Source organism: Nocardia neocaledoniensis, assembly GCF_029868625.1.
GTDB lineage: Bacteria > Actinomycetota > Actinomycetes > Mycobacteriales > Mycobacteriaceae > Nocardia > Nocardia neocaledoniensis_A.
The window spans coordinates 1-26,626 of record NZ_JARWOJ010000067.1; the positions used below are offsets into that span (position 1 = coordinate 1).

A 26,626-nucleotide genomic window follows, 5' to 3' on the forward strand; every position below is an offset into this window, starting at 1 on the left:
CACCCTGGAGTCCTCGACGAGGATCTCGCCGACCGCGGCACCGCCCTGGACCAGCTGGTGTACTTCGGGATCGGCGCCGACGTCGATCGCCGCGCGGCGCAGCAGCGTGTGGCAGGCCAGCGCCGTCAGCGGTGTGGTCTCGTCCCTGGCCGCGCCCTCCCCCGCCCCCCCCCCGGCGGCGCCCGCCCGGGGGGGGGGGGGGGGCCCCGCCCCCCCCCCCCCCCCCCCCCCCCCGGCGGCAGCGCACGCTGCAGCCGACCTGCCACCCGTTGCAAGGGCGTGCTGGAGTACGTGTCCGACTCGGATCTGGTCACCAGATCGGTCATGCGTCAACCACCTCTCAGCGTCGATCTCATCGGGACCGCTTGTGGCGGTGTGGAGTCTCGAAGGGGAGTTAGCTCGGATGGTGCGACGTGCGGAGGAGCCTGCGCAGGAATATAGGTGACAACGCCCTTCCACCGCCAGCGACCCTCTGACATCGATAGATATACCCAGAATCGAGCCGGGGAAATCGTCCGATGTCCCCGGCGTGCGAAAACTCCGAGTTCGCTTGCACCGGTCTCCGCCGCCCTGAGGCCCGATTCCGGCGGTGAAATTCGGCGCCGCACAGGAACTCTGGTCAGCGGCGCAAAGACCGCCGGTACGCCGATGGAGTGAGGCCCGTCACAGCGCGGAGGTGATCGCGCAACGCGGTCACGCTGCCGAAGCCGGCGCGCTGCGCGACCGTCTCCACGGGCAGGTCGGTGCGTTCGAGCAATTCGCGTGCCCGGCCGAGCCGTTGCGCGTCCAGCCAGGCGCCCGGCGTGGCGCCCACTTCGGCTTTGAAGCGCCGGATGAACGTGCGCTCACTCATCAGCGCGTGCGCGGCGAGGGCGGAAACATCCACGGCGGCCGCGGGATTCGCGATCGCCCAGGACAGGGTCGCGGCCAGGCCGCCGTGTGGATCGCCGCCACCCATCGGCTGCGGAATGTACTGCGCCTGTCCGCCCTCCCGGTGCGGCGGCACGACGTTCCAGCGGGCCAGGTCGGCGGCCGCCGCCGCGCCGAGTTCGCGGCGCGCGATGTGCAGGCACAGATCGAGCCCGGCCGACAGGCCCGCCGAGGTGAGGATGTCGCCGTCGTCGATGTAGAGCGCGGTGGGGTCGAGCTTCACGGCGGGGTAGAGCGCGGCGAACTGGTCACAGTAGCCCCAGTGCGTGGTGGCCGGGCGGTCGTCGAGCAGGCCGGCCTGGGCCAGGACGAACGCGCCGATACAGATGGAGGCGATGGTGGCGCCGCGCTCGGCGGCGGCGCGCAGGGCGTCGAGCGCGGGCTCGGGAGTGGGCAGGGTCGGCAGGCCGATGCCGGGGACGACGATCAGATCGGCCTCGGCCAGCAGCTCGAGGCCGTGTTCGACACGCAGGTCGAAGCCGTTCGGCGTCCACACCGGGCCCGGCGTGATCCCACAGGTACGCATCCGGAAGCCGGCCGGCTCGCCGGTGACACCGGGGCCGTGCCGGAACGCCTGGACCGCGCAGGCCAGGTCGAAGGTCATCACCCCGTCCAGGGCGAGCGCCGCGACCTCGATCATGTCCTCCAGTTTGGCATGAATCCACGCATCGCTGGCATTCGTGCCACTTCACGGCCGTCGTCCTCCTCGCCACACTCGAGGAGACAGTGAACTTCGGCGTTCGAGGAGACCGACCATGCCCATCGCGACACCCACCCTGGATTGGGACTGGGCCACCCGCTCCGGCGGCAATCTCACCGCCGCCGAGCGCCGCGCGCTCACCGTCGGCCTGGTACGTGTGGTGCCGGCGCTGGTGCCCCAGCGCGTTCGCCAGGCGCTGGGCCGACGCGGCGCGGGCCGACTCGACCTGAACGAGGCGCGTGTTCCCGACACCGCACTCGCCAGGGCCGCCGAAATCGAAGCACGCGAACACCTTTCGGACTCACTGCTGGAACATTCGTTCCGTACCTATTTCTTCGCGCGCGCGCTGGCCGAGCTGGACGGTGTCGAGTACGACGACGAGATCGCCTATGTCGCGAGTCTGCTGCACGACCTGAAACTCGAAAAGCCCACGCCGGGAAGGTGTTTCGCGGTGGCATCCGGGGAATCCGCACACGGGTTCGCCGTGCGGCACGGCGCCCCGGCGGACCGGGCCGAGGCGATCGGTGCCGCGATCGCCGCGCATCTCAATCCGAATGCGGCCGAAAATCTCGGCGATGCCGGGGGTTTCGTCTCCGCGGGCGCCTCGGTGGACGTCATCGGCCGACGACTGGCCGACCTCGCCCCCGACTGGGTCGACGAGCTGCTCGCCCGCCACCCGCGCCACGACTTCAAACGCCAGCTGATCGCCCGCTTCACCGCCGAGGCCGCCGCCGTACCCGACGGCCGGATCCACTGGCTCAACGGGACCGGTTTCCTCCAGCTGATCAAGCTCGCGCCGTTCGCCGAATAGACGAAACCGCCCGTACCGAAATCGGTACGGGCGGTTCGCGGTTCATGGGCCGATCAGCCCAGGCGCTCCTTGAGGGCCTCGAACTCGTCGCGCACGCCGGACGGCAGCTTGTCGCCGACGAACTCGAACCACTCCTCGATCGACGGGATCTCCTTGCGCCACTCGTCGACGTTCACCGCGAGCGCCTCGTCGACGTCGGCGACGACCACGTCGAGGCCTTCCAGGTCGAGATCGGCGGCCGACGGCACGTTGCCCACCGGGGTGGCCTCGGCGCCCGAGCGACCCTCGATCCGGCCGACGATCCACTCAAGCACGCGGGAGTTCTCACCGAATCCGGGCCACAGGAAGCGGCCGTCCTCGCCACGACGGAACCAGTTGACGTAGAAGATCTTCGGCAGCTTGTTCGCGTCGGCGTTCTTGCCGAGGGTGATCCAGTGGTTCAGGTAGTCGCCCACGTGGTAGCCCAGGAACGGCAGCATCGCCATCGGGTCGCGGCGCACGGTGCCGACCTTGCCCTCGGCGGCGGCGGTCTGCTCGGAGCCCATGGTGGCGCCCATGAACACGCCGTGCTCCCAGCCGAACGACTCGGTGACCAGCGGGACGGTGGTCTTGCGGCGACCGCCGAACAGGATCGCCGAGATCGGCACACCCTGCGGGTCGTCCCACTCCGGCGCCAGGATCGGGCACTGCGACATCGGGGTGCAGTAGCGCGAGTTCGGGTGCGCGGCCAGGGTCTCGGTCTCGCGACGGACCCAGTCGTTGCCCTTCCAGTCGATCAGGTGCTCGGGCTCGCCTTCCAGGCCCTCCCACCACACATCGTTGTCGTCGGTCAGGGCGACGTTGGTGTAGACGGTGTTGCCCGCGTCGATGGTGGCCATCGCGTTGGGGTTGGAGCTGTGGTTGGTGCCCGGCGCGACGCCGAAGAAACCGAACTCCGGGTTCACCGCGTACAGGCGGCCGTCCGCGCCGAAACGCATCCAGGCGATGTCGTCGCCCAGGGTCTCCGCGCGCCAGCCCGGGATGGTCGGCTGGATCATCGCGAGGTTGGTCTTACCGCAGGCGCTCGGGAACGCGGCGGCGACGTAGTAGTTCTTGCCCTCGGGCGAGATCAGCTTGAGGATCAGCATGTGCTCGGCCAGCCAGCCCTCGTCGTGCGCCATCGCCGAGGCGATGCGCAGCGAGTAGCACTTCTTGCCGAGCAGGGCGTTGCCGCCGTAGCCGGAACCGTAGGACCAGATCTCGCGGTCCTCGGGGAAGTGGGTGATGTACTTGGTGTCGCTGCACGGCCACGGCACGTCGGCCTGGCCCTCGGCCAGCGGGGCGCCCACGGAGTGCAGCGCCTTCACGAACGGCTTGTCGCTGCCCAGCTTGTCCAGCGCGGCCTGGCCCATGCGGGTCATCACGCGCATCGAGACGACCACGTACTCGGAGTCGGTGATCTCCACGCCCAGCTTGGGGTCCTCGGCACCGAGCGGGCCCATGCAGAACGGCACCACGTACATGGTGCGGCCCTTCATCGAGCCGCGGTACAGCTCGGTCATGGTGGCGCGCATCTCGGCGGGGTCGACCCAGTTGTTGGTCGGGCCTGCGTCGGCCTCGGTCTTGGAGCAGATGTAGGTGCGCGACTCGACGCGGGCGACGTCGGACGGGTCCGACAGCGCCAGGAACGAGTTCGGCTTCTTCTTCTCGTCGAGCTTCTTGAAGGTGCCCGCCTCGACCAGCTGGGTGGTCAGGCGATCCCATTCCGCATCGGAGCCGTCGGCCCAGACCACGCGGTCCGGCTGAGTGAGCTCTGCGACTTCCTGTACCCAGGCGAGCAGTTCACTGTGCTCGGTCGGCGCGGTGCCGTCGGATCCACGAAGACCAGGAATGGTCGCTGAGGTCATGAAAACTCTCCTGAGATGGGCGGTTCTTCGATGCGAAGTCCATCGATCGCCACCGGGCGGGAAGGCGTCCGCAGCGAACCAACCACCGCACAACCCCAAATGGACGGCGTACAGCGCCGTCCACGGACGGAGGCCGCGCATCGACTGGCACGGAGCGGACGCCCAGGTTCCTGGTTAAAGGTTAACGCGATATGACGATCGATACGGAATCGGGTTCCCTGATACTTACCCACAGGTCGATCAAACAATCGTGCCCGCGCCGCGATCGAGGACGGCGAGGTCGCGCTCGCACGCGGCCAGCTGCGCCGGGCGCTCGGCCTGCAAACGCCGGGCCAAGCCGTCCAGCTCGGCCACGCGCCGGTCGACAGCCACCGCCCGTGCCGTCGATTCGCGGACGACGTGCTCGGCCAATTCTGCCTCCACATCCACCAGAACCGCCGCGACACGCTGCTCGAGCTGGGCCTTTATATTCACCAGCGCTTCGGCGACCCACTGCGCCATGTGGTTGCGCTCGGCGAGCTGGCCGCGCGCACGCACCACCCAGTAGGCCGCGCCGGCGCCGAGTAGGAGCGTCACAGGGACCGTCGCGACGTCCAGCGCGGGCACCAGCGACAGCGGCGCGACAACCAGACGACCGAGGCCGACGCCAGCCGACGCGCCGACCGCGATCATGAGGTGATCTTCGACACCGCGGTGTCGCGGGTCGGGGTCGGGTCCCAGTCGCGGCGCCGGATCGTGCCTGCGTGCGGCGGGCGCGGCGGTGCCGATCCGGCGGGCCGTCTCGAGCACGCGGTCGTCGATCGAGAGGTCGACCGCGGTGGCCAGTTCGGCCGTCGCGTGGTGCAGGCGGCGCGGGTACTCGCGCAGTTCGGTCCGGTCGCAGCGGTCGAGTTCGGCCCGGGAGCGGGTGTGCAGCGCGCGGATCATCGCGCCGACCTCGGTCGTGAGGTCGACGCGGGCCAGCTGCACCTGGCTGCGCACCGAGGCGAGACCGGTCTGACGGCCGCCGTCGCGCTCGGCCAGCAGAGCGACCCGTTCCGCCCTGATCCGGCTCGACTCGGCGCCGGAGCGCAGCGCCGCGATCTGCTCGGTGATCCGTGCCCGCGTATCGGCGATCGCCCTGGTCAGCACGGCGGCGCCGCGCTGGGGACTGTCGGAAGGCAGCTGCGCGGTGGCCGCCGCCAGGGTGGCGTGCAGGCCCGCGAGGCCGGACCGGTCGAGCAGGGCGGAGTCGTCGGCGGCGCGGGCCGCAGCGGCCAGGCGCGCCGAGACCGCGATGATGTCGAGATCGGCGCACCCGCGGTCGGCCAGCAGGGCCAGGTTGCGCTCGCGGATCGCCTGCCAATCGGCGTAGGCGTGGAAGCCGTTCATGGCGAGCACGATCGGTCGGTCCGCGGCGCGCAGGCGGTCGATGAGGGCAAGCAGGTCGGCACCGAGGACGCTGCCCGCGTCGAAGAGGACCAGCGCGGCCGCCGGGTCCGGCGCCGCGGGGTCGACCAGGTCGATGCGCGGTTCGAAGCGGGCCAGTTCGGTGCGCAGCAGGGTGGTGTTGGCGTCGTCGACGGCATGGAGCGCGACTCCGGTCCCGGTGCCGGGTCCGACTTGCCCCACCGCCCGCAACAGGGCGACACCCTGCGGGTTCCACCGCTCGATCACGGCGAGGAGCTGAGCCTCGGCCGCCGGATCGAGGGCCGGTCTGTCAGAGTCCGGCACTGCTCATCCGTTCCCAGGCTCGGATGTAGCCGTTGTGGACGCGCAGGGCGGCGCGGCGGGCGGCGGGCGGCATATCGCTGGAGACGACGGCGCGCCAGCGGGTGGCGCGGGCCAGGGCCTCGTCGGCGTCGGCGGGGGTCGGCGAGGGGTATCCCGCGGCGAGGTGCGAGACCTGCGGGCAGGCCAGTCCGGCGCAGAGTCCGGCCCACAGGGCGTCGTCGCCGGTGAGGTAGTGCTCGATGAGTTCGCGGGCACGGCCGCCGTCACCGGGCACCGCCCTGGCGGCGAGCCGGATGAGCTCGTCGAGCAGTTCGCCGCCGCGCACGGCTTCCACCTGCTCGTAGCGGCGGTGCACCAGCCGGTGCAGCGGATCGACGCCGCTGGCCGAGTGCAGGATCTGGATCAGCGCGGCCGAACTCAGCTCGGCGTCGGCGCGCAGCGCGGTGAGCGCGCAGTCGACGCCGTAGAGGTCCCAGTTGGCGAGCAGCCGTCGGCGCGCGTCCTGGTCGGAGCCGCTGCCGATGAACAGGTCGGCGGCGAGCACCGACGGCACGTCGGGGCCGACCGCGAGTCTGCGCAGGTCGGTGCGGTCGGCGGGGTCCACCGTGCCCGCCCTGGTCCTGGCCGCCAGCGAGGCGACGACCGGCACGATCGGCAGGCCGAGTTCGCGCGCGTACCGGTCGGCGGCGGCCACCGCCTCACCCCAGCGCGCGCCCACGGCGTCGGCCTTGTTGAGCACGACGACACCCCGCCCCGGTGGCAGCGTGGCCAGCACCCGATGATCGGCCGCCTGCGGCGCACCGGCCAGCACATAGATGACGAGATCGCCGTCGAGCACCGGATCGGGCTCCCCCGGCTGGTCGACCGGCGCCGTCTCCTCCGCCGACAGCAGGGCCAGCGCGCGCAGCACCGTGCTGCGCCCACTCGACGCCCGCCCGGCGACCTGGATCCGCAGCGGACGTCGACGGAGGGCGACCGCGGCGGCGAGCCGGTCGGCGACCGCCGGATCACCACCCCGACCGGCCGCGAGCGTCGAGATCAGCTGATCGAGCTGGTCGGATGCCCGTGTCTGCGCGGATTCGGTGGCTGTCGACATGCTGCACACCCCCTTTTCGGAGGGCATTCTGTCAGATCGGCGGCGCGGCGGCCGTCGCGAACCGTCTGCCGACCTGCGGCAACACCGCCGCAACACGACGGGGCCCTCGCCCGCGCGGGCCGACCCGGCGCACGCGGCTGCGACGTAGCTCGGCGCATGCTGGACAATGGGCGATGTGAACGACGCCGCCAACCACCCAGTCGAGTCGGTGCCGGGGCAGCCGTCCCATCCGAAGCTGTCCGAGATCCCGCACGAGGCGGGCCGTCGCTCGACCACCGGATCGCGCCTCTACCCCCGCGTCACGAGCTTCCGCTCGCGGCGCGGCGCGCTGACGCCGAATCAGCAGGCCTCCTGGGCGCGCACCTGGCCGGTGATCGGCCGCGATGTCGCCAACGAGGCGCTCGACGCCGACGCCTGGTTCGGCCGCAGCGCGCCGCTGGTCATCGAGATCGGCTGCGGCACCGGCACCGCGACGGCCGCCATGGCGCAGGCCGAACCGCACCTGAATCTCATCGGCATCGAGGTCTACCAGCCGGGGCTGGCCCAGCTCGTGCAGCAGATCGAGCGCGAGGAGATCAGCAACATCCGGCTGCTGCGCGGTGACGCCGTCGACGTGCTCGAGAACATGGTTGCCCCGGAGTCGCTGACCGGCGTCCGCGTGTTCTTCCCCGACCCGTGGCCCAAGGCGCGCCACCACAAGCGCAGGCTGCTGCAGGCGCCGACCTTCGCGCTGATCGCCAGCAGGCTGAAGCCGGGCGGTGTGTTGCACGTCGCCACCGACCACGCCGACTACGCCGAGCACATTCTCGAAGTAGGCTCGGCGGAACCACTGTTGACCGGCCTGAACGACACCACGGGTGGCGACAGCGCGGCCAGCCGGATCACCGCGCCGATCGGTTTCGAACGGCCCGTCACCAAGTTCGAGGGCAAAGGCCTGCGTGCCGGTAGCGCCATCAACGAGTTCATATGGGGGAAGATCGACAGATGAGCGTGAGTGAGATCGCCACCGAGATGCCGGATATCGCCCAGGGAGCAGCCGGCAGCGAGGCGCTGGGTAGTTCCGGCTCCGACGTCCGGCGCGTCCTGCTCGTCTGGGACGCACCGAACCTCGACATGGGACTCGGCGCCATCCTCGGTGGACGTCCCACCGCCGCTTATCGCCCCCGTTTCGACGCGCTCGGCCGGTGGCTGCTCGCGCGCACGGCCGAGCTGTCGGTCGGCGCGAAGGGCCGCGTCGAACCCGAGGCCACCGTGTTCACCAATATCGCGCCCGGCACCGCCGATGTGGTCCGGCCGTGGGTCGAGGCCTTACGCAATGTGGGTTTCGCCGTCTTCGCCAAACCGAAGATCGACGAGGATTCCGACGTCGACGCCGACATGCTGGCCCACATCGCGCTGCGCGAGCGCACCGGCGGGCTGGCAGGCATCATGGTCGCCTCGGCCGACGGTCAAGCGTTCCGGGAACCGCTGGAGGCGATCGCCGCCAAGGGAATCCCAGCTCAGGTCCTCGGATTCCGTGAGCACGCGAGTTGGGCTGTCACTTCCGATACTCTCGAGTTCGTCGATCTCGAGGACATCCCCGGCGTATTCCGGGAACCGCTACCGCGGGTGAGCCTCGATTCGCTGCCCGACGAGGGTGCCTGGCTGCAGCCGTTCCGGCCGCTGTCGGCACTGCTCACGTCTCGCCCTGGTCAAGGAGTCGCTTAAGTGTTCACCCGCTGGGGCGATCTGGTCTATCGGTTCCGATTCGCCGTCATCGGTGTTGTCGGTGCCGCGTTGTTGGCGCTGGGTGCCTACGGCACCGGACTCGGCGACCGCCTGACGCAGAGCGGCTGGTTCGACCCCGGCTCGGAGTCGGTGCAGGGCGCGGAGATCGCCGACGCCGCCTTCGGACGTGACCACAATGCCGACGTCATCGTCATGTACAACGCCCCGGAGGGCAAGACGATCGATGACCCGGAGTTCCAGCAGAAGGTCGTCGGCAATCTGACCTCGGCCCTCGCCGAGCACCCGGATCAGATCGCCAAGATCAACGGCACCTATTGGAAGGTGGGCGACGCGCCCGCCGTGCCGTCGGCGTTCGGCTCGAAGGACAAGAAGCACGCGTTCGCCTCGATCGCGATCGTCGGTGACAACGACACCACCATCATGGCCAACTACCGGGTCGTGGCGGATGTCTTCTACATACCCGGCGTCGATGTGGAGGTCTCGGGCCTGCAGCCGCTCGGTGTCACCCTCAACGACACCATCGCGCACGACACCAAGCGGATGGAAGTGCTGGCCCTGCCCGCGGTGGCCATCCTGCTCTTCTTCATCTTCGGTGGCATCGTCGCGGCCGGGTTGCCGCTGATCATCGGCGGTCTGACGATCATCGGCGCCAACGGCATCGTGATGACGCTGACCAACTTCACCGACGTCAACTCGTTCGTCACCGGTGTCGTGTCGATGATCGGTCTCGGTCTCGCGATCGACTACGGCCTGTTCATAGTCAGCCGTTTCCGCGAAGAGATGGCCGAGGGCTACGACACCCCGGCCGCCATCCGGCGAACAGTGGTGACCTCGGGACGAACGGTCGTCTTCTCCGCGACCATGATCATCGCCAGCCTCGGCGGCGTGCTGCTGTTCCCACAGGGCTTCCTGCGCTCGGTGGCGTACGGCACCATCGCGACGGTCTCGCTCGCCGCGCTGACCGCGGTGACGATCCTGCCCGCCATGCTGGCCGTGCTCGGCCCGCGCGTGGACATGCTCGGCCTCAAGCGGTTCCGCAAGAACAAGACCGCTGAGGAGATCGAGAACGGTTTCTGGGGCAAGCTCACCCGCTGGGTGATGCGGCATCCGCTCAAGATCGCGATCCCGGTCACCGTCGGGCTGCTGCTGCTGATCATCCCGGTCAAGAACCTGGCCTTCGGCGGTATCAACGAGAAGTACCTGCCGCCGGACAACTCGACACGAGCCGCGCTCGAGCACTTCTACGAGGTCTTCCCGCAGAAGAAGACCGACCCGGTCCAGCTCGTGTTCGTCGTCGAGTCCGGGGACAAGTCCGACACCGACGCCATCGGTCAGGTCTGGAAGCAGGCGAACCAGGCGCCGGGATTGGTCGAGCCCTTCGCGGTGCCGTCCAACCCGCCGGACGACCGCACCGTCTACCGGACCTCGGCGACCCTGGTCGATCCCACCGGAAACGCCGAACCGACCATCGATTATCTGCGGGCGATCGAAGTCCCCGAGGGCGTGACGATGTACGTCACCGGGCAGCCGACCCTCATGGCCGACAGTATCGACACGCTGCTCGAACTGATGCCGTGGATGATCCTGATCGTCCTGTTCTCCACCTTCGTGCTGATGTTCCTGACCTTCGGCTCGCTGGTGCTGCCGATCAAGGCCGCGTTGATGAGCGCGCTCGGGCTCGGCTCGACGCTGGGCATCCTCACCTGGATCTTCATCGACGGCAACGGTTCCGGGATCCTGAACTTCACGCCGCAGCCGATCAGCGCGCCGGTGCTGATGCTGATCATCGCGATCATCTACGGCTTGTCGACCGACTACGAGGTCTTCCTGCTCTCGCGCATGGTGGAGGCGCGCGCCCAGGGCGCGTCGACGACCGAGGCCGTGCGGATCGGCACCGCGCAGACCGGCCGGATCATCACCGCCGCCGCCCTGATCCTGCTCGTGGTGACCGGCGCGTTCGCGTTCTCCGACATGGTGATGATGCAGTACATCGCCTACGGCATGATCGCGGCGCTGTTCATCGACGCCACCGTGCTGCGCATGCTGCTGGTGCCCGCGATCATGAAGCTGCTCGGCGACGACTGCTGGTGGGCACCCAAGTGGATGAAGCGGATCCAGGAGAAGATCGGTCTCGGCGAGCCGATCCTCGACGACGAGCGCCCGCAGAAGGGCTCTGTGGTCGACCTGGTGAAGACCACCCCGATCACCGATCCGCCGACGATGCAGCTGGCCTCGGTCCCCGACAGCAAGCTGGCCAAGACCCCGCGCCGCCCGCGCACCGTCGCCGAGATCGAGGCCGAGGCGCCGACCGCGCACCTGGACAAGATCACCGAGCACACCGACCCCGCGGAGCCTGCCCGCCCGCGTCCGCCGATGTCGCCGGATCCGACTCGTCCTCGCGCCCCGATGCTCTCGGGCGGACCGACGCGCAAGCCCGAGGCGCCCAAACCCGATCAGGGCCGAGTGGATCCGCCGAGCAGTGGTGATCCCACCCAGATCCTGCCGATCGTCAAGCCCGACGCGGCGCCCCCCGAAACGGGTCGCGGCCGAGCGGATTCGCCCGGCCAGGGCACCGATCCGCAGCCGCCCAGCGGCGACTTCGGCCCCCGCCTCGGCGATACCGCACCCGGATCCCGCACCGGCGGTGACGATCCCGGCAACTTCAGCGCCTTCGGCGATCCTGTCGCCGACACACCGGATTCCGGCACCTCAGGCGGGCCGAGCTTCGGCACAACTCCTGAGCCTCGCTTCGGCGGGTCCAGCGAGCCGGGGCCGGGCACGGCGCGCGAAACTCGCTTCGGCGCACGCGGCACTTCGGGCCCGGAGGCCTCCGGCAACCCGAGCTTCGGCGCACCGGGCGGTCCTGCGGGCGGCGGCGCACACGCCGTGGCCCCCGGCGAATCTCGCCTGAATCTGCCCTCCGACGCGTCGGCTGAACATCGCTTCGGCGGGCGCGAAGACCTCGGCTCCGGCGGCGCATCGAGCGGGCCCGACTCGGCCGACCCCAACGTCGGCTCGGCCTTCGGTGCGTCGGGCGCGGCGACTTCCGAGCCGGAGGGTGGGCCTCGGCTCAGCATGCCGGGCGAAGGTCGGGCACGGTTCGGGGATACCGAGAGTACCGGTGGTGCTTCGGGTTCCGGGCTCAGCGAGAACGGCGTCATCGGTGGAGGCTTCGGCGACGGTGGTACGCCGGGGGTCATCGGCGGCGAGCTGCCGACCCGCGTCCCTCGCGAGACCACGCCGCCGCGCGGTGCGGAGCGGGTGCAGCCCCCGGCGGGCTTCACGCCGCCTTCGGCCGACCGGCCGCCCGTGCCGAGGGTGTCGACGCCCGATGAGGCGCCCGGCTTCGGTGCGCCCGTGGAGGATTCGGCGCGACCGATCGTCAACCAGTCGCGGCCCAGCGTGAGCACGCCGCCGCCGGGCATCGTGCCGCCGCCCGCGCCGAGCATCGTCAACCCACCGCCGGGTCTCGTCCCGCCGGTGCCGAGGATCGCCAACCCGCAGCCGCCGAGCATCGTCTCGCCCACGCCGCGACCGGTCGACCCGCCCGCCGGTGGCACGTTCGGTGGATTCACCCCGGTCGGTCACGAGGCCGCACCGGAGCCGGAAGGGCCCGCGCCCGAACAGGATTCGCGCTCCTTCCCGCCGCCGAGCCAAGCGACGCCGGGCGCCCACCGCGCACCTGCGGGCGACACCCCCGACGCCGACCAGCCCGCCGCACGCGGCGTCTTCGGCACGCCGGTCCCGGTGGAGCCCCAGTCGCCCTCGCCCTCCTGGCGGGAAGCCGGCGCCCCCACGGCCGCGAACGAATTCCGCGCCCCTGAATCCGGTCCCGCCCATGGTGGATTCGGTGCCGCCCCTGCCAACCCGCCGGCGGTCGGCCCACTCGGTAGCCGCGAGAACGGCACCGCGAATCCGCCGCTGCCGCGTCGCGGAGCCGCCCCGGACTTCGAAGACGGGCAGCCGGATGCGGCGAGTCGCGCGGAGCACCCCGCCGACCCGGTGACGCCGGATCGCGGCACCAGCGCGACCGGCTCGGCACCGTTGGATCGCGGATACGACGCGGATCCGATCGCGCCGGGCCGCGGAGACAGCGCCGCCCACCCCGCTTCGCCGGGTCATGGCGGCACAGCACCCGCCGACGGCGGCTACGGCACCACACAACCGAGCACGCCGGGACGCGAGGGCCTCGCGGCGACTGGCCATCGCAACAGGGCCGCCGATCCGCACGGGACGAGCCGCGGAGACGGTGCGGCCGAGCCGGCGCAGAGTGGCGAGAATGCAGCCGGACCTCGCCGTGCCTCCTTGGGTGCGCCCGGCGGGTTCCAGGCCCCGCAGGTCGACGGCGGGGCACGCTTCTCGCCGGCTGAGGCTGCGGCGGAGCAGGATTCGGTGCGCGGTGAGGTTCGGCCGCAGGTCGCGCCGCCGGGGTTCACGGCGGTGCCCACCGGCGATACCGAGTCCGCGACGCGCGCCGCAAACGAATCCGATAGCCGCGGTGCGGATGACTCGCAGAGTGGCCCCGCGGAGTCGGCCGGTCAGTGGCAGGCTCCCGCCGGATTCACCGCCGTGCCGACGCCGAGCGGTGAGCGCGCCACCGACGACTCCGGCGACGAGGCAGCCGATGCGCCACAGAACAACCGGAACGAGATCGAGAACTGGATGGCGCAGCTGCGGTCCTCGCGACGCGGCAGCACGACCCCCGACGAGGGTCGTCACCAGGCCGGTGACGGACGCACGGTGAGCGTGAACGAACTGCTGCGTCGCCGCGAGGACGACTCCGACTGAGCGGGCCGATCAGCTGACACGGCGGAACCCACGGCGAGAATCGCGCCGTGGGTTCCGTTGTCTCGCAGGCGCTCGTCTCGCTCGCTGCCGGGGGACCCTACGTCTTGGACACGCCGGAGTCGGCGAAGGCACGGGCATACCGCGTTCCGGTGAGCAGCAACAGGATTCCGACCGCGAGGAAGGCCGCGACCCGCACGAGTCCGGACAGCGTCGCGAGGTCGAACAGGAACAGCTTGGCCAGTGCGGCGGCCGCGACCAGGAGGCCGGAGGCCAGGCAGACCTTCGCCACCGCGGGCGAGCGGGTGATCCTGCGCAGCCCGTAGAACAGCGAGACCGTCGCGGCGGCCATCCAGACGATCGTCGCGAGACTGTGGCCGACGACGAAACCGTCTGCGGCACCAAAGGTTACGCCGAGTGATACGGCGGCGACCAGCACGAAGTAGAGTCCGCCGATACTCACAGCGATCCACACCCCGGTGACGAGCACCTGCTCACGCCAACCCGGGAGCCGGGGGACCGTCCAGACGACCATGGCCGCGACTCCGAGGCCGAGCAGTGCCGACACGGCGGTCGCGAGATCGAGGTTCTGGTCAGCGAGGCGTTGCAGGGCAAGGGTTTCCGGATTCGCCGTCGCGAACAGGATGAGGCCGCCGAGTACGGCGAAGGCGAGGCCGAGCCCGGCACCGACGCGGGTGTGGGTGGTCGCCGCGACGGCGAGGAAGGCCAACGCGACAGCGAAGAGCGCGGTGGGCAGCAGATCGGGCTCGGCACCGGTGGCCGTGGTGCAGGTCTGGAGCAGGGCAACAGCGCCGGTCAGCGCGCAGACCAGGGCGGTGTGCCCGGGGATGCGCAGCTCGTTCGCGAGCGCGGGAACCAGTGTGGTCGCCGCGAGCGCGAGCAGGACGGCGGCGAGTCCGCCCGTCATCGCCGCCGACGGCAGCCGATCGAACAGCACCGCAACGGCCAGCACCGGCAGCGCCGTGACCGCGATGGTGATGCCGGCGGTGATATCGCCGGGGCGGCGGCGTGTCACGAGCAGCGCGCCGACCACACCGATCGCCGCGCAGGCGATAACGGCGGCGGTGAGCCCACCGCGCCGTACCACCTCGCTGGTCGAAGTCGCCCCCGCGAGACCGTGCACCGCGACCATGCACAGCGACGCGAACACGACAGGCAACGTGCGCACCACATGCAGGACCGGCCAACTCCGGCGCATCTGCACGGGTACTCCCACCGCTTGTAGCACCAACAGGAAGCCGAGCAGCATCAATTCGACTGTGAGCGCGGGCGACAACAGCGCGGCACCGAGCACCACGCCGACCGCCAGGGGCTGCGACTGCCACCGCATCGCCACCCCGAGGCCGAACAGCGCGACAGCCAGCGCCGCCACCAGCCCGACGCCGGCCGGCACCCAGTGGTAGTACCCGGTCACCGCGACGACGTCGAGATATCCGCCGGCGATCCCGGTGGCCACCAACGCGATCCCACCGACCCGGCCGCCCGGCCGCCCGAACACCCGCAACCCGGCACCGACCAGCGCGGCCGAAAAGACGCCACCGGCAACAACTCTCGCTACCGGCCCGAAGAACCCGGCCTGTGCCGCCAACACCAACAGCATCAACACCCCGACGAGGGTCACCCCGACGCCCGCCACCGCGAGCGCCCGCGAGATCACCCCTTCCCGCTGCCACCACGGAGTCCGCGGCGGCCGCGCGGCCCAACCGCCCTGCCCAGCCGCCACCGGCCCACCGCGCGCATAGCCGGGCGCACCATGCCAGCCCGGCGCCGCCCGTCCACCCCGCATCATCGGCGGACCCGAGTACGGCCCCGGCTGCCCCTGCGCCCCAACGCCTTGCGCGCCCACACCCGGCGGAGGAACGACATGCCCGCTCCACCCACCTCGCCCCCAACCAGCGTTGCCTGGAACCCCACCGGGAACGGGCACGCCATACCCCCACCCAGCTGGAAGACCCGACCCGGCCGCAGCGGATCCCGGCATCCCCGCACCGCCCACACCCGCCGCCGGAACAGCGGTCCGACCGCGCTTCGATTCCGCGTCATCCACAGCCGTGTCGCCCACAACGCCGGAAGGCTGGGCCGCGGGTGGCGCGCCCGCAGCGCGGCCGGGTCCCGAGCTCTCGGTACGCCGTGGCGGGTCGTCCGCACGCGATGGTGGAGCCGACTGTCCACAGGCGTCCACAGCGGTCTGTGCGTCAGGCCCCTCCTCGGCGGCCGACAGGCGGGACCCCTGCAACTGCGCACGCAGCGCGTCCAGGTCGACGCCGAGGCGGCCCATCTGGGTGCCGAGGGTGGTGAACTCGTCGGCGAGGCGGGCGACCAGGGTGGGATCGATGGCGGTACTCATGTCCTCATGGTCGGCGAACGGCCAGCTCAGGACATGAGTAGAAACACCCGGTGGGGCGTGGGGGTCCTACCCGAAAACGGTCAGGCGCCGAGGAAACGGCGCCACTGCACCATCAGCGGGTACTTCGCGGTGACCGAGCCGAAGCGGACGCGGCCGTGCACCACCAGGTGCAGCGGGCCGATGGGCGGGCCGGTGCGGACCTTGTTGTTGACGCTGGAGCCGATGAGGTCGAGGCCGTTGAGGTCGACGGTGGCGGCCGCGGGGACGATCAGGGTGATGCCGGTGCAGTAGTCGTCGATCTTGATCTCGACGATCTGGGTCTGCATGACGGCCTCGGTGAAGTCGAGGGTCACGCCCGACATGAGGTTGTTGAGGTGCAGCACCGGCGGCACCTGCCACGGCCCGCGCCGGTGCACGCCGGACAGGCGGCTGCGGATCAGACCGGGCGTCGACCCGCCGGGCGGAACGGGGCGCGGTCTCGGCATGGCGGCGGGTTGCGGCGCGCCCGCGACGCGCATGCCGGGCAGGTCGACGAGCACCGCGTTGAGTTCGCCGCGGGTCTTCGCGGCTAGCGCGGTGTCCATGCGTTCGGTGAACTCGCCGAGCGAGAGCATGCCGAGCCCGACGGCGCGTTGCAGCAGCTGGCCGACGTGTTCGCGTTCGGCGTCGGAGACGCGCAGGTCGCGGTCGCCGACCGGCCCGAAGGCCGTGGCGCCGGGTACGGAGAGGGATTCGGGACCGCCCATGTGATCGAGGGTAGCCAGCGGATCAGGGTCGGCACATCAGGGCAAACCCCCAATTCCGTTCACTCGAGGCCCTGCTCGATGGCGTATCTGGTGAGCTCGACCCGGTTGGCGAGCTGAAGTTTGCGCAGGGTGGCCTGCACGTGGTTCTCCACCGTGCGATGCGACAGGCTCAGCCGCGAGGCGATCTGCTTGGCCGAGAGCCCCTTGGCGACCATCCGCAGCACCTCGGTCTCCCGCTCGGTCAGCGACGGCCGATGCGGCTGGTCGGCGGCCTCCGGCGCGGTCGCCATCCGCCGGTACTCGCCGAGGACGAGACCGGCGAGGCCGGGGGTGAACACCGGCTGACCGGCGGCGGTGGCGCGCACGGCCTCGATCAGCTCCGCCGCCGACGCGCTCTTCACCAGGTAACCGCTGGCCCCGGCCTTGATCGCGTCGAGCACGTCGTCGCGTTCGGCCGAGGCCGACAGCACGAGCACCCGGCTGTGCGGAGACACCCGCAGCACCTCGGCGGTGGCGGTGGCGCCGTTGCCGTCGGTGAGCTGCATGTCCATCAGGACCACGTCGGGCTGGACGGCGGCGGCGCGCCGGGTGGCGGTGCCGACGCCGTCGGCGGTGGCGGGCACCGCGAAGCCCGCCTCGGTGAGGTCGCGGGAGACGCCCTCGCGCCACATCGGGTGATCGTCGACCACCATCACCGTGATCGCGTCGTCGGTCATCGCCGCTCCTTCGCTCACCGCGCCGGCCGGCGCGGAATCCGGGATTCCCATTCGGTGCCGAGGTCGTCACCCTCGCTCAGCAGTTCGACCGTGCCGCCGAGCTCGGTGATCCGGCCGACGATGGAGCGCGAAACCCCCATCCGCCCTTCTGCTTCCGCCGCCGCCAGCCTGCCTGCGGGGATGCCGACGCCGTCGTCGCGCACGCTCACCACCAGCATGTCACCGGTGTCCTCCAGCAGCACATAGGCTTTCGCGTCCGGCCCGGCATGCAGGTCGACGTTCGACAGGGCGGTGGCGACGGCGGCGGCGATCTCGTGCGCGGCGGAGCGGGCGACGAGCACCGGGTCACCGGGCGTCGCCACCGTCACCTTCGGCCTGGCCTGCGCGGTCAGCAGCGGCCGCAGATCGACCTCGGCCTCGCCCGCATCGGGCAGTTCGGCCTGTTCCGAGAGCAGGACCCGCAGCGCCACTTCCTGTTCCCCGGCCCGCTGCGCGAGTTCGGACGCAGGACCACCGATCTCGGAGCCGCGCCGTTTGATGTAGGCCAGCACCTGCAGCACACCGTCGTGGACCTCGCGCGCGATCCGCTCCCGCTCCTGGGCGGCGGCGGTGATCCGCAGCGCCCGCTCGACCTGCACCTGGGCGCGGCGCGCGGTGTTGGCGGCCAAACCCAGTGCGAGCCCGACGGAGACGAGCACCGGCGCCGTCGCGTCGCCCCACACGTCCTGCCCCCACTGTTCGCGCACGGTCACCACCACCGCCGACATGGCCAGCCCCGCGATCACCCCGGCGACAGGGCCGCGCAGAATCGCCATGGAGATCACCGAATTCGCGATCCACAACGTGGTCGGCAGCGTCTGATGGCCGTGGTACCAGCCGTAATCGGCGACGAGCCGGGTCGAGGCGATCAGCAGCACCGTCACCACCTGGTCGCCGAAGACCACCCAGCCGCGGATCCGCCCGGTGGCGGCGGGGAAGTACCACTGCGAGAGCAACAGCGCGGAGGTGCCCGACCAGATGACCATCACCGCGATCAGCACCCAGCTCAGCCGCGGATGCTGATAGTAGGGCGCCGAGGCGATCTGCTGGCCGATCGCGTACAGCAGGGTGACCAGCCGGAAGGCCTGGGCGGCCCGCCACAGGGGCGCGGTCGCCGCGTCGGTCGAGCTCAGCTCAGCTGTGTGGGTCCGCATCGCCGGACTCCGCCTTGCGCAGCGTGCGCGTGATGTCGAACCGGCCGGGTTCCGGCTTGTCCGGCTCGGCCGAGAAGAGCCTGCGTTCCTCGCCGCCCGCGAGTTCGCCGTAGACCTCCTCGGGACTGTCGGCCAGCAGATACCGGATCGCGGTGTTGCCGACCGCGATCAACGGCACGGCCAGCAGCGCGCCCGCGATCCCGCCGACGACCAGGCCCGCGGCGATCGCCAGCACCACGGCCAGCGGATGGATGCTCACCGCGCGCCCGAGCAGCAGCGGCTGCAGCACATGGCCTTCCAGCTGCATCACCGCGATGATGATGCCGAGCACGATCAGCGCCGTCACCAGGCCCTTGGTGACCAGCGCGATGAAGACCGCGACGAACCCGGCGAAGAACGCGCCGATGATCGGGATGAACGCGCTGATGAACACCAGCGACGCCAGCGGCAGGGCCAACGGCACGTGCAGGATCGCCAGGCCGGCACCGATGCCGATCGCGTCGACCGCGGCCACCACGACGGTCGCGCGGACGAACCCGACCAGTGTGCCGAAGCCCAGTTCACCGGCGGTGCGGACCTTTTCCCGATGCGCGGTGGGAATGATCCTGGTGATGAAGTGCCAGATCTGGTCGCCGCCGTAGAGGAAGAAGATCAGGATGAACAGGATCAGGAACGCACCGGTGAGGATGTGCCCGATCGTGGTGGCGGTGGTGAGCGCGCCGCTGGTCAGCGCCTCGCGGTTGTCCTGGACGGTGCGCACGATGGTGTCGCCCGCGCTGCGGATCTGCTGATCGCTCAGATGCGCCGGGCCGTTGATCAGCCAGTCCTGCACCTTGTGCACGCTGTTGGTGACCTCGTTGGACAGGCCGGGCACACCGTCGACGAACTGCTCGACGACGAACGTCATGATCCCGGCGAGCAGCCCGATCGACCCGACCAGGGCGACGAACACGCCCAGCGAGCGCGGAATCCCCACCCGCTGCATCCAGTCGACCAGGGGCGCGAGCAGCGCGGCGGCGAGTAGCGCGATCGCCAGCGGGATCACCACGGTGGCGAATTTCTGGACCAACATGCCGACCGCGAGGAGGGCGGCGAAGATGATCAGCAGCCGCCAGCTCCATGCCGCCGCTTTCCGGACCAGGGGATGTACTGCCTCCGCGTCCGCGCGCCAAGGCGCGGGCGGGGACACGGAATCTACCTTCTGGTCGGTCACCCGAGAGAGCCTATCGGTCCGAACGCTAGATTGGTGGTCGTGTCGGCGCCACTGGAAGCGGTCAAACAGACCATGCGAACGCGCTGGCCGCTGTATCTGACGTCGGTGCTGCTGGCCAACGCCTTCGGCGCCGTACTGGTGTGGGCGTTCATCCAGTACGGTCTGCCGGTCCCCGAGGGGGAGGCGGGTGCGGTGCGCCAGACGGGGCTGCTCGCGCCGGTGCTCGTCTTCGGCGCGGCCGCGGTGCTCAGCATCTTCGCCGCGGCGCTGATGCTGCGGCCGGTGATGCGCTGGCAGATGCGCGGCGGCCCGCCGAGCAGGCGTGAGCAGATGGCGGCCCTGCATGTGCCGCTTCGGCAGGCGATCGTGCACCTGGTGCTGTGGATCATCGGCGGCGGCATCCTGGCGGCGCTGATCATCGTCGAATCGCCCGAGCTGGCCGGCGCGGTGATCATCACCGAATGCATGGCCGCCACCATCGTGTTCGGCTTCACCTACATGCTGGGCGAACGCATCCTGCGCCCGGTCGCCGCCGAGGCGCTCACCGAGGGCACCTTCGACCACACCCTCACCCCGGGCGTCGGCACCAGGATGGCCATGACCTGGGGCATGGGCACCTTCGCGCCGACCATCGCGATCGTGCTGCTGTGCGTCACCCAGATCTCCTCCGACGTGAAGTTCTCCGCGAACTCGCTGGCCATCTCGATCCTGCTGCTGTGCGGCGTGGTGATCATGCAGGCGCTGGCGCTGTCGATGCTGACCGGTTCGTCCATCTCCGACCCCGTGCGGCAGCTGTCCCAGGCCATCGACCGGGTGCAGGCCGGCGCGCGCGACGTGCAGGTCGAGGTGTACGACGGCAGCGAGATCGGGCTGCTGCAGGTCGGTTTCAACCGGATGATGGAAGAGGCGGCCAAGCGGCGCAAGCTGCAGGAACTGTTCGGCCAGCACGTCGGCGAGGAGGTGGCCCAGCGCGCGCTCGACTACGGCACCGAGCTCGGCGGTGAGACGAGGTTCGTCGCGGTGCTGTTCGTCGACATGGTCGGCTCGACGGCCGCGGCGGCCGAACGACCGCCGACCGAGGTCGTCAGCCTGCTCAACGAGTTCTTCCGGGTGGTGGTCGACGTGATCGATCGCCACCACGGTTTCGTCAACAAGTTCGTCGGCGACGCCGCGCTCGCCATCTTCGGCGCGCCGCTGGACCGTCCGGACGCACCGAGCGCCGCGCTGGCCGCCGCCCGCGATCTGCGGGAGGCACTGCGCGAGGTGACCAGCCTCGACGTCGGCATCGGCGTCTCGGCCGGCCTGGCCGTCGCCGGAAACATCGGCGCCGCAAATCGTTTCGAATACACGGTGATCGGCGACCCCGTCAACGAGGCGTCGCGGCTCACCGAATTGGCCAAAGATCAACCCGGCCGCGTTCTCGCTTCGGGCAGCGCGCTCTACTTCGCCGACGAAAGCGAGCAAGACCATTGGGAAACCGGCGACGAGGTCCAGCTGCGTGGCAGACGCAGAAAAACCCGCCTGGCCTGGCCGAAGCCGGCGGCGGTCGCGCCCGACGAGGAGCAGGGCGAACAGCTGCGTTCGTTAGGCTGAGACCGTGACGGCCGACGGCGACCTAGCAGGCGAACCCGCCTCGCCACCGACCGAGCGCCGCCGCCGGTTCCGGTGGGTCAAGTGGGTGCTCGGTGCGGTGCTGCTCGCCCTGCTCGTCGGCGAGGGCGTCTACCTGTGGCCGCGGCTGCACGAATCCTGGCGCACGCTCACCGAGATCCATTGGGGCTGGCTGCTGCTGTGCATCGTGTTGCAGGCGATGTCGATGAGCGGTTTCGGCCGGGTGCAGAAGCAGCTGCTGCACGCGGGCGGGGTGGATGTCAGCCAGCGCAAGTCGGTGTCGGTGGTGTACGGCGCGACCGCCATGTCGGTGACGCTGCCCGCCGGTCAGGTGTTCTCCACCGCGTTCACCTACCGCCAGACCCGGCGCTGGGGAGCGAGCCCGATCGTGGCGTCCTGGCAGCTGGTGTTCTCCGGCGTGGTGGCCGCGGCCGGGCTGGCCCTGCTCGGCATCGGCGGCGCTCTGCTGGTCGGCACGCAGATCGGCGGCAAGCTGATCGCCTCGGTGGTGATCCTCGGCGTGGTGCTGATCGCGGCGAACTACCTGGCCAGGCATCCCGGCACCCTGGAGGCGATCCTCAAGCGGGTGCTCGCGCTGGTGAACCGGATCAGGAAGAAGCCCGCGGGCAACGGCATCGCGAAGCTGGCCGAGATCAGGGCCCAGCTCGAATCGGTGGACCTGGGCAAGAAGGACGCGGCGCTGGTCGGGGTGTGGGCGCTGGTGCACCGGTTCGCCGACGTGGCCTGTCTCGGCGCGGCCTGTTACGCGGTCGGCGCCGATCCCAAGCTGTCCGGCCTGCTCATCGCGTTCACCGCGGGCAAGGCCGTCGGCTCCATCCCGTTCGCGCCGGGCGGCATCGTCTACGTGGACGCGACTCTCATCTACGGCCTCACCGCCGGCGCCGGTCTGCCCGCCTCACAGGCGGTGGCGGCCGCGTTCGTCTACCGGTTCGTGAGCTTCATCCTCGTCGCGATCGTCGGCTGGATCGTCTTCGCGTTCCTCTACCGCACCCCACACGCCGACGACGACGAGTACGAGCAGGAGTTCAAGCGGCAGCGCCGGATCTAGCGCAGCGCCCGGATCGCCGCGCGCCAGCCGAGCAGGAACAGCGCGAGGACGCTCGCCGCGACGATGATGAAGCTCACGGCCACCCCCTGCCCGCTCACGGCCCGCAACAGCATGCCGCCGACGAGGGTGCACGCCCAGATGACGAGCCCGCTCGGCCACACCGCCGTCGCGTCGAATCGACTGCCACGCGCGATGAACACCGCGACCGCCCAGCCGACGAGCAGCCCGATCCCGAACGGCCACACCGTCTTCAGCAGACCCGCCAGCACCGCCTCGTCGTGACTGCGCCGACCGATCGCACAGAAAACGATCACCAGCAGGGCATCGACAAGCAACGGCGCGAATCTCCTCACGCCTGGAGCCTAACCGTTCATGATCGACATCGAGACCGGCCCCACCGCCCCTGACCAGTGCGCGATCTGCACGCACATCCGCGCTTACGGTTCGGGCGTGGCCAGGGATTTCAGCAGGACGGACGCGAGTCGCGAGGTGGCGTCGCCGCTGTCGGCGTCGGCGATGTGCACCGCGAAGACCAGGTCGCCCATGGCCGCGAGCAGCCAGCCGTCGGAGCCGCCGGTCGCGGTGAAGGCGGTGACATCGCGGAAACCGCGCAGCGCGGCGGCCTCCGGCTTGCCGATGCCCTCGTGCATCATGGCGCGCAACCGGTCCACCGCTGGCTGCGGGAGCGCGGGCACCGGGGTCTCGGTGGTGCTCGGCTTGCCGTTCTCGATCATCGGCGGGACCACCGAGCCGCGGGTGATCGCGGCGGCGGCGATGGCCATGCCGAACGGGCTGGCCAGCACGGCGTCGGAGCCCGCTCCCTGCCGCACCTGTTCGGTGCTGCGTCCCGGCGCGGCGATCCGGCCGGTCACCTCGTCGAGCCCGTGCACCTTGAAGTCGACGCCGACGCCGAGCGCGGTGGCCGCCTCGGCCGCCTCCTGCTCCGAGACATCCTGTGGCGCTTTGTTCTTCGTCGCGGCGGCGACGGTGCGGAACAGTTCCATCGTGCCGCCCGCCGGGTACAGACCGGTGAACGCGATCGGCCCCTTCTCGGTGGCGTAGCTGTTCTGCGCGACCGCGACGACCGCGCCGGTGGACGGCTGGATCGCCACCACCGAGGCCGGGGTGCCGACGCTGACGACCGCGTCCTCGGCCGCGCGCTGCAACCGCTGGTCCATCGTCGCGGAGATGTCCGGCCCGGCCGGGCCCTGGTACCCGGCGACCTGGTTGACGAACCGGCCATCGGCCTCGAAGATCTGCACGCCCCAGCCCGCGGTGGCCTCCTGGCTGTCGAACCACACCTCGCGCAGCGCGTCCAGCATGGGCGACCAGGTGCGCCGGTCGGCCGAGATCAGCTTGGGCTGCTTCTCCATCACCACACCGGGCACCTTGGCCATCCGCGGTTCCAGGATCGCGAAATCGCCCTCGCGCAGGTTGACCGCGACCACCGGCTGTCCCTGCGACGCGGCCAGCTGCTGCATCAGCGAGGGCCCGGTGATCAGCGGCGCGACCGGTTCGATGGCCTCGGCCAGCGCGTTGGTCGAGCCGACGAGGTCGCCGGTGCGGCTCGGATCGATCTTGATGACATTGATCGTCTGCTCGGTCATCAGCGGCTCACCGGCCAGGTCGACGACCCGCGGCGGCGGCTTCGCGGTGGTGCGCACCAGCTTGACGGTGCGATTGTTGGTGAGCTGCGGCATCACGACCGCGGGCTCCCAGGTGATGCGCCAGCCGATGGCGAGCTTGCGGACGGTGCCCTGGAGGGTATAGGTCCAGTCCTTGCGCTCACCGAAGTTCCAGGCGACGTCCATGCTGAAGATGGCCGACTGCGGATCGAGATCGATGACCTGGGTCTTCTCGTAGTCGACCGTGCCGGTCGCGAGGCCCTCGAACATTTGCTTCATGGTTGCCGAAGCGGCGGCGGGGTACGAGGTCAGGTCGGCGGCCTTGGTGTAGTCCTGCTCGTCGAGCAAGTCGGTGAACCGCTGGACAACCGATTCCGACTCACTGGACTTGTCCCCCACCCCGCACGAGCACAGCGCGATGGCGAGGGTCGCGACCCCCGCGATCGCCATTGCGCCCCGGACCCGAAAGCGGCGGGATCCCCACACATCCATATCGCCCACTCTTCACTCTTGCCACTCCGGTAACAAATCCACCGTACCGGAAGTTGACCCGTCTCCGATGCCCCGGTAACACGGGACGACTACCCGACCACAGCACCTCGATTGTGCCCGATATCTCCCCCTGCCGAGGGGCCGATTTCGAACCTCGCCCAGCCAGTGGCAACAACTGGCGCGCTAACCGTACCGGCAGGCCCGCCCGGTTGTGTGCATCTCGCATTGTCCCGGCGATTCAACGCGAGGATACCCAGGCCCGCCCCCGCTCAACCCCGGCGACCGACGATCGGAATCCACCCGGAAGCGACGTTCTCGCAGAGCATAAGTCACCGCGCATATATCGGCGTAATCTTGTAATCAACGCAACGTGCGCTACACAGACAGCAGGTGATTGCCATGCGGAACGCTCATCGCGAACGCGGATTCGGCCGGCCAGGCGGCTGGCAGCAAGCGGACCTCCCCGACCCGTCCGACGCGCCGGACTGGTTCGCCGGACGATTGCCCGCCGACTGGTTCACCGGGCCGCCCGAGATCGAGATCGACCGCGACGAGATCGTGGTCGTCGGCGAACTGCCGCCGCCCGAAGCCGCCGACGGAGCGCCGGTCTCGGCGGCCACGAAGGAGGGCGCGCTCGCCCGCTGGCGCGAGTCGACCCGCCCCGCCCGGATGCAGATCGCCGACGAGGCCCAGCGCCGTTATCGCCGCAGCGTCGCCTGGGGCGTGCGGCTCGACGGGGAGCGCGTCCTGTTCACCCACCTCGCGGTTCCGGTGATGACGCGGCTGCGCCAGCCCGAACGGCAGGTCCTCGACACGCTGATCGACGCGGGCGTCGCCCGCTCCCGCGCCGACGCGCTGGCCTGGACGGTGAAGCTGGCGGGCAAGCACGCCGAGAGCTGGCTGGCCGAACTCCGCGAGGCCATGCGCAAGGTCGACGACCTGCGCTCGGAGGGCCCGACCGGACTGTGAATTAAGGTGGCCTGCATGGAGAACGTGCAGGCCACCGGTCCGATCCTGGTACTCAACGGGCCGAACCTGAACATGCTCGGCACCCGTCAGCCGCAGATCTACGGTGCCGACACCCTCGACGACGTGGTCGCGCTGTGCACGAAGACGGCTGCCCGGTTCGGGCGCGAGGTGGTGGCCTTCCAGTCCAATCACGAAGGCGCGCTGATCGATCGGATCCACGAGGCGCGCGGCCAGGTGTCGGCCATCGTGATCAATCCGGGTGGACTCACCCACACCTCGGTGGCGCTGCGCGACGCGCTCGTCATCCCCGAGGTGCCGATCGTCGAGGTGCACATCAGCAATGTGCACGCCCGCGAGGAGTTCCGGCACCATTCGTTCGTCTCCCCGATCGCGACCGCGGTGATCGCGGGCCTCGGCATCCAGGGCTACGCCGCCGCGATCGAGTTCCTCGGCTCGCGTTAGGCGAGACGGAAGACCGGGAACCCCGGCGCGATGGCGGCGAGCTGTTCGTCGTCGGCGTTCTTGTCGACGCCCTCGAAGAACTTGCCGACCTCCCAACCCCACTTCTCCAGGTAGAGCCGCAGCAGCGGCACCTTCGCCGCGTCGGGAACCTCGGTGGCGGTGAAGGTTTCGACCTTGCGGCCGAGGCGCAGCTCACCGTCGCCCGCGACGCGCAGGTTGCGCACCCACTGGGTGTGCCCGCGCGGGGCGACCAGGTAGCGCGACCCGTCGGCGGCCGTGAGCACGTTGACCATGGCCGTGCGCCATTCGCCGCTCTTGCGGCCGCGCACGGCGAGCAGCCGCGAACCAGCGACGCTGATGCCCAGCTTGGGCAGCAGGTTGGCGATCTTGTTCATGATCGGGTCGAGGCCGGTGGGGCGGAGGTAGCGGGTCGCGTTGTCCATCTTGATCACTCCTGAACTGTGAGCACTGCTCTCTGTTGATAGAAGCATGCGCGCGACGGGGGCAGTTGTC

At 70.3% G+C, this 26,626-nt stretch carries 21 protein-coding genes; 8 read left to right on the forward strand and 13 right to left on the reverse strand.

Features of this window, described 5'->3' with window-relative positions; all coding sequences use genetic code 11:
• Positions 1-333, reverse strand: a 333-nt coding sequence (locus QH270_RS04045) for a hypothetical protein (RefSeq protein WP_280338990.1), incomplete at its 3' end; no start/stop codon positions are given.
• A 286-nt stretch (positions 334-619) separates the two neighbouring features.
• Entirely contained in the window at positions 620-1,570 is a 951-nt protein-coding gene (locus tag QH270_RS04050; RefSeq protein ID WP_280338958.1) for a GlxA family transcriptional regulator, read from the reverse strand.
• A gap of 31 nt (positions 1,571-1,601) precedes the next feature.
• On the opposite strand from QH270_RS04050, the gene QH270_RS04055 reads away from it, so the two are divergent.
• Positions 1,602-2,441: an HD domain-containing protein gene (locus QH270_RS04055; RefSeq protein WP_432420292.1), complete on the forward strand. Its 840-nt coding sequence runs from the start codon at positions 1,602-1,604 to the stop codon at positions 2,439-2,441.
• Between the two features lie 53 nt (positions 2,442-2,494).
• On the opposite strand, the gene QH270_RS04060 is transcribed toward QH270_RS04055, so the two are convergent.
• The 3 genes from QH270_RS04060 to QH270_RS04070 form a co-directional block, all read right to left on the reverse strand.
• Positions 2,495-4,327 carry a phosphoenolpyruvate carboxykinase (GTP) gene (locus QH270_RS04060; RefSeq protein WP_280338960.1) on the reverse strand — a complete coding sequence of 611 codons (1,833 nt, stop codon included), beginning with the start codon at positions 4,325-4,327 and terminating at the stop codon, positions 2,495-2,497.
• 240 nt (positions 4,328-4,567) lie between these two features.
• Complete coding sequence (locus QH270_RS04065; RefSeq protein ID WP_280338961.1) at positions 4,568-6,040, reverse strand: hypothetical protein; 1,473 nt, start codon at positions 6,038-6,040, stop codon at positions 4,568-4,570.
• Positions 6,027-7,136 (reverse strand): hypothetical protein, encoded by a 1,110-nt coding sequence (locus QH270_RS04070; RefSeq protein WP_280338962.1) that lies wholly within the window; start codon positions 7,134-7,136, stop codon positions 6,027-6,029. Before QH270_RS04070 ends, QH270_RS04065 begins: the two co-directional genes overlap by 14 nt.
• Positions 7,137-7,302: 166 nt before the next feature.
• Here QH270_RS04070 and trmB point away from each other — a divergent pair, with 166 nt between their 5' ends.
• The 3 genes from trmB to QH270_RS34500 are packed head-to-tail and all read left to right on the forward strand — an operon-like array spanning position 7,303 to position 13,652.
• Positions 7,303-8,124, forward strand: coding sequence for a tRNA (guanosine(46)-N7)-methyltransferase TrmB (gene trmB / locus QH270_RS04075; RefSeq protein ID WP_280338963.1), 822 nt, complete (start codon positions 7,303-7,305; stop codon positions 8,122-8,124).
• A gap of 23 nt (positions 8,125-8,147) precedes the next feature.
• Positions 8,148-8,843, forward strand: a complete 696-nt coding sequence (locus QH270_RS04080) for an NYN domain-containing protein (protein ID WP_373867087.1) — start codon at positions 8,148-8,150, stop codon at positions 8,841-8,843.
• Complete coding sequence (locus tag QH270_RS34500; protein ID WP_348537630.1) at positions 8,844-13,652, forward strand: MMPL family transporter; 4,809 nt, start codon at positions 8,844-8,846, stop codon at positions 13,650-13,652.
• Between the two features lie 97 nt (positions 13,653-13,749).
• Here the strand turns inward: QH270_RS34500 and QH270_RS04090 are convergent, their stop codons facing one another.
• The 5 genes from QH270_RS04090 to QH270_RS04110 form a co-directional block, all read right to left on the reverse strand.
• Entirely contained in the window at positions 13,750-15,459 is a 1,710-nt protein-coding gene (locus QH270_RS04090; RefSeq protein ID WP_280338964.1) for a DUF2339 domain-containing protein, read from the reverse strand.
• A gap of 638 nt (positions 15,460-16,097) precedes the next feature.
• A complete protein-coding gene (locus QH270_RS04095; protein ID WP_280338965.1) occupies positions 16,098-16,763 on the reverse strand; it encodes a DUF1707 SHOCT-like domain-containing protein in 666 nt (221 codons plus the stop codon).
• 59 nt (positions 16,764-16,822) lie between these two features.
• Positions 16,823-17,479, reverse strand: coding sequence for a response regulator transcription factor (locus QH270_RS04100; RefSeq protein WP_280338966.1), 657 nt, complete (start codon positions 17,477-17,479; stop codon positions 16,823-16,825).
• 14 nt (positions 17,480-17,493) lie between these two features.
• Positions 17,494-18,672, reverse strand: coding sequence for a MacS family sensor histidine kinase (gene macS / locus QH270_RS04105; RefSeq protein WP_280338967.1), 1,179 nt, complete (start codon positions 18,670-18,672; stop codon positions 17,494-17,496).
• Complete coding sequence (locus QH270_RS04110; protein ID WP_280338968.1) at positions 18,653-19,885, reverse strand: AI-2E family transporter; 1,233 nt, start codon at positions 19,883-19,885, stop codon at positions 18,653-18,655. The genes macS and QH270_RS04110 overlap by 20 nt, the downstream gene beginning before the upstream one ends.
• A 39-nt stretch (positions 19,886-19,924) precedes the next feature.
• Between QH270_RS04110 and QH270_RS04115 the strand changes: the two genes are divergently transcribed.
• Together QH270_RS04115 and QH270_RS04120 are read left to right on the forward strand one after the other, a co-directional pair.
• Positions 19,925-21,478, forward strand: coding sequence for an adenylate/guanylate cyclase domain-containing protein (locus tag QH270_RS04115; protein ID WP_432420291.1), 1,554 nt, complete (start codon positions 19,925-19,927; stop codon positions 21,476-21,478).
• A gap of 4 nt (positions 21,479-21,482) precedes the next feature.
• On the forward strand, positions 21,483-22,565 hold the full coding sequence (locus tag QH270_RS04120; protein ID WP_280338969.1) for a lysylphosphatidylglycerol synthase transmembrane domain-containing protein: 1,083 nt from the start codon (positions 21,483-21,485) through the stop codon (positions 22,563-22,565).
• On the opposite strand, the gene QH270_RS04125 is transcribed toward QH270_RS04120, so the two are convergent.
• Together QH270_RS04125 and QH270_RS04130 are read right to left on the reverse strand one after the other, a co-directional pair.
• On the reverse strand, positions 22,562-22,918 hold the full coding sequence (locus QH270_RS04125; protein WP_280338970.1) for a DUF3054 domain-containing protein: 357 nt from the start codon (positions 22,916-22,918) through the stop codon (positions 22,562-22,564). The two genes, QH270_RS04120 and QH270_RS04125, sit on opposite strands and share 4 nt — an antisense overlap.
• A gap of 84 nt (positions 22,919-23,002) precedes the next feature.
• Complete coding sequence (locus QH270_RS04130; RefSeq protein WP_280338971.1) at positions 23,003-24,640, reverse strand: NTF2-like N-terminal transpeptidase domain-containing protein; 1,638 nt, start codon at positions 24,638-24,640, stop codon at positions 23,003-23,005.
• A gap of 441 nt (positions 24,641-25,081) precedes the next feature.
• Between QH270_RS04130 and QH270_RS04135 the strand changes: the two genes are divergently transcribed.
• Positions 25,082-25,651 carry a hypothetical protein gene (locus QH270_RS04135; RefSeq protein ID WP_280338972.1) on the forward strand — a complete coding sequence of 190 codons (570 nt, stop codon included), beginning with the start codon at positions 25,082-25,084 and terminating at the stop codon, positions 25,649-25,651.
• 15 nt (positions 25,652-25,666) lie between these two features.
• Positions 25,667-26,113, forward strand: a complete 447-nt coding sequence (gene aroQ / locus QH270_RS04140) for a type II 3-dehydroquinate dehydratase (protein WP_280338973.1) — start codon at positions 25,667-25,669, stop codon at positions 26,111-26,113.
• On the opposite strand, the gene QH270_RS04145 is transcribed toward aroQ, so the two are convergent.
• The gene (locus QH270_RS04145; RefSeq protein WP_280338989.1) at positions 26,110-26,556 is read right to left on the reverse strand and encodes a nitroreductase/quinone reductase family protein; all 447 of its coding nucleotides are present in this window, start codon (positions 26,554-26,556) and stop codon (positions 26,110-26,112) included. The two genes, aroQ and QH270_RS04145, sit on opposite strands and share 4 nt — an antisense overlap.
• Between the last annotated feature and the right edge of the window lie 70 nt (positions 26,557-26,626).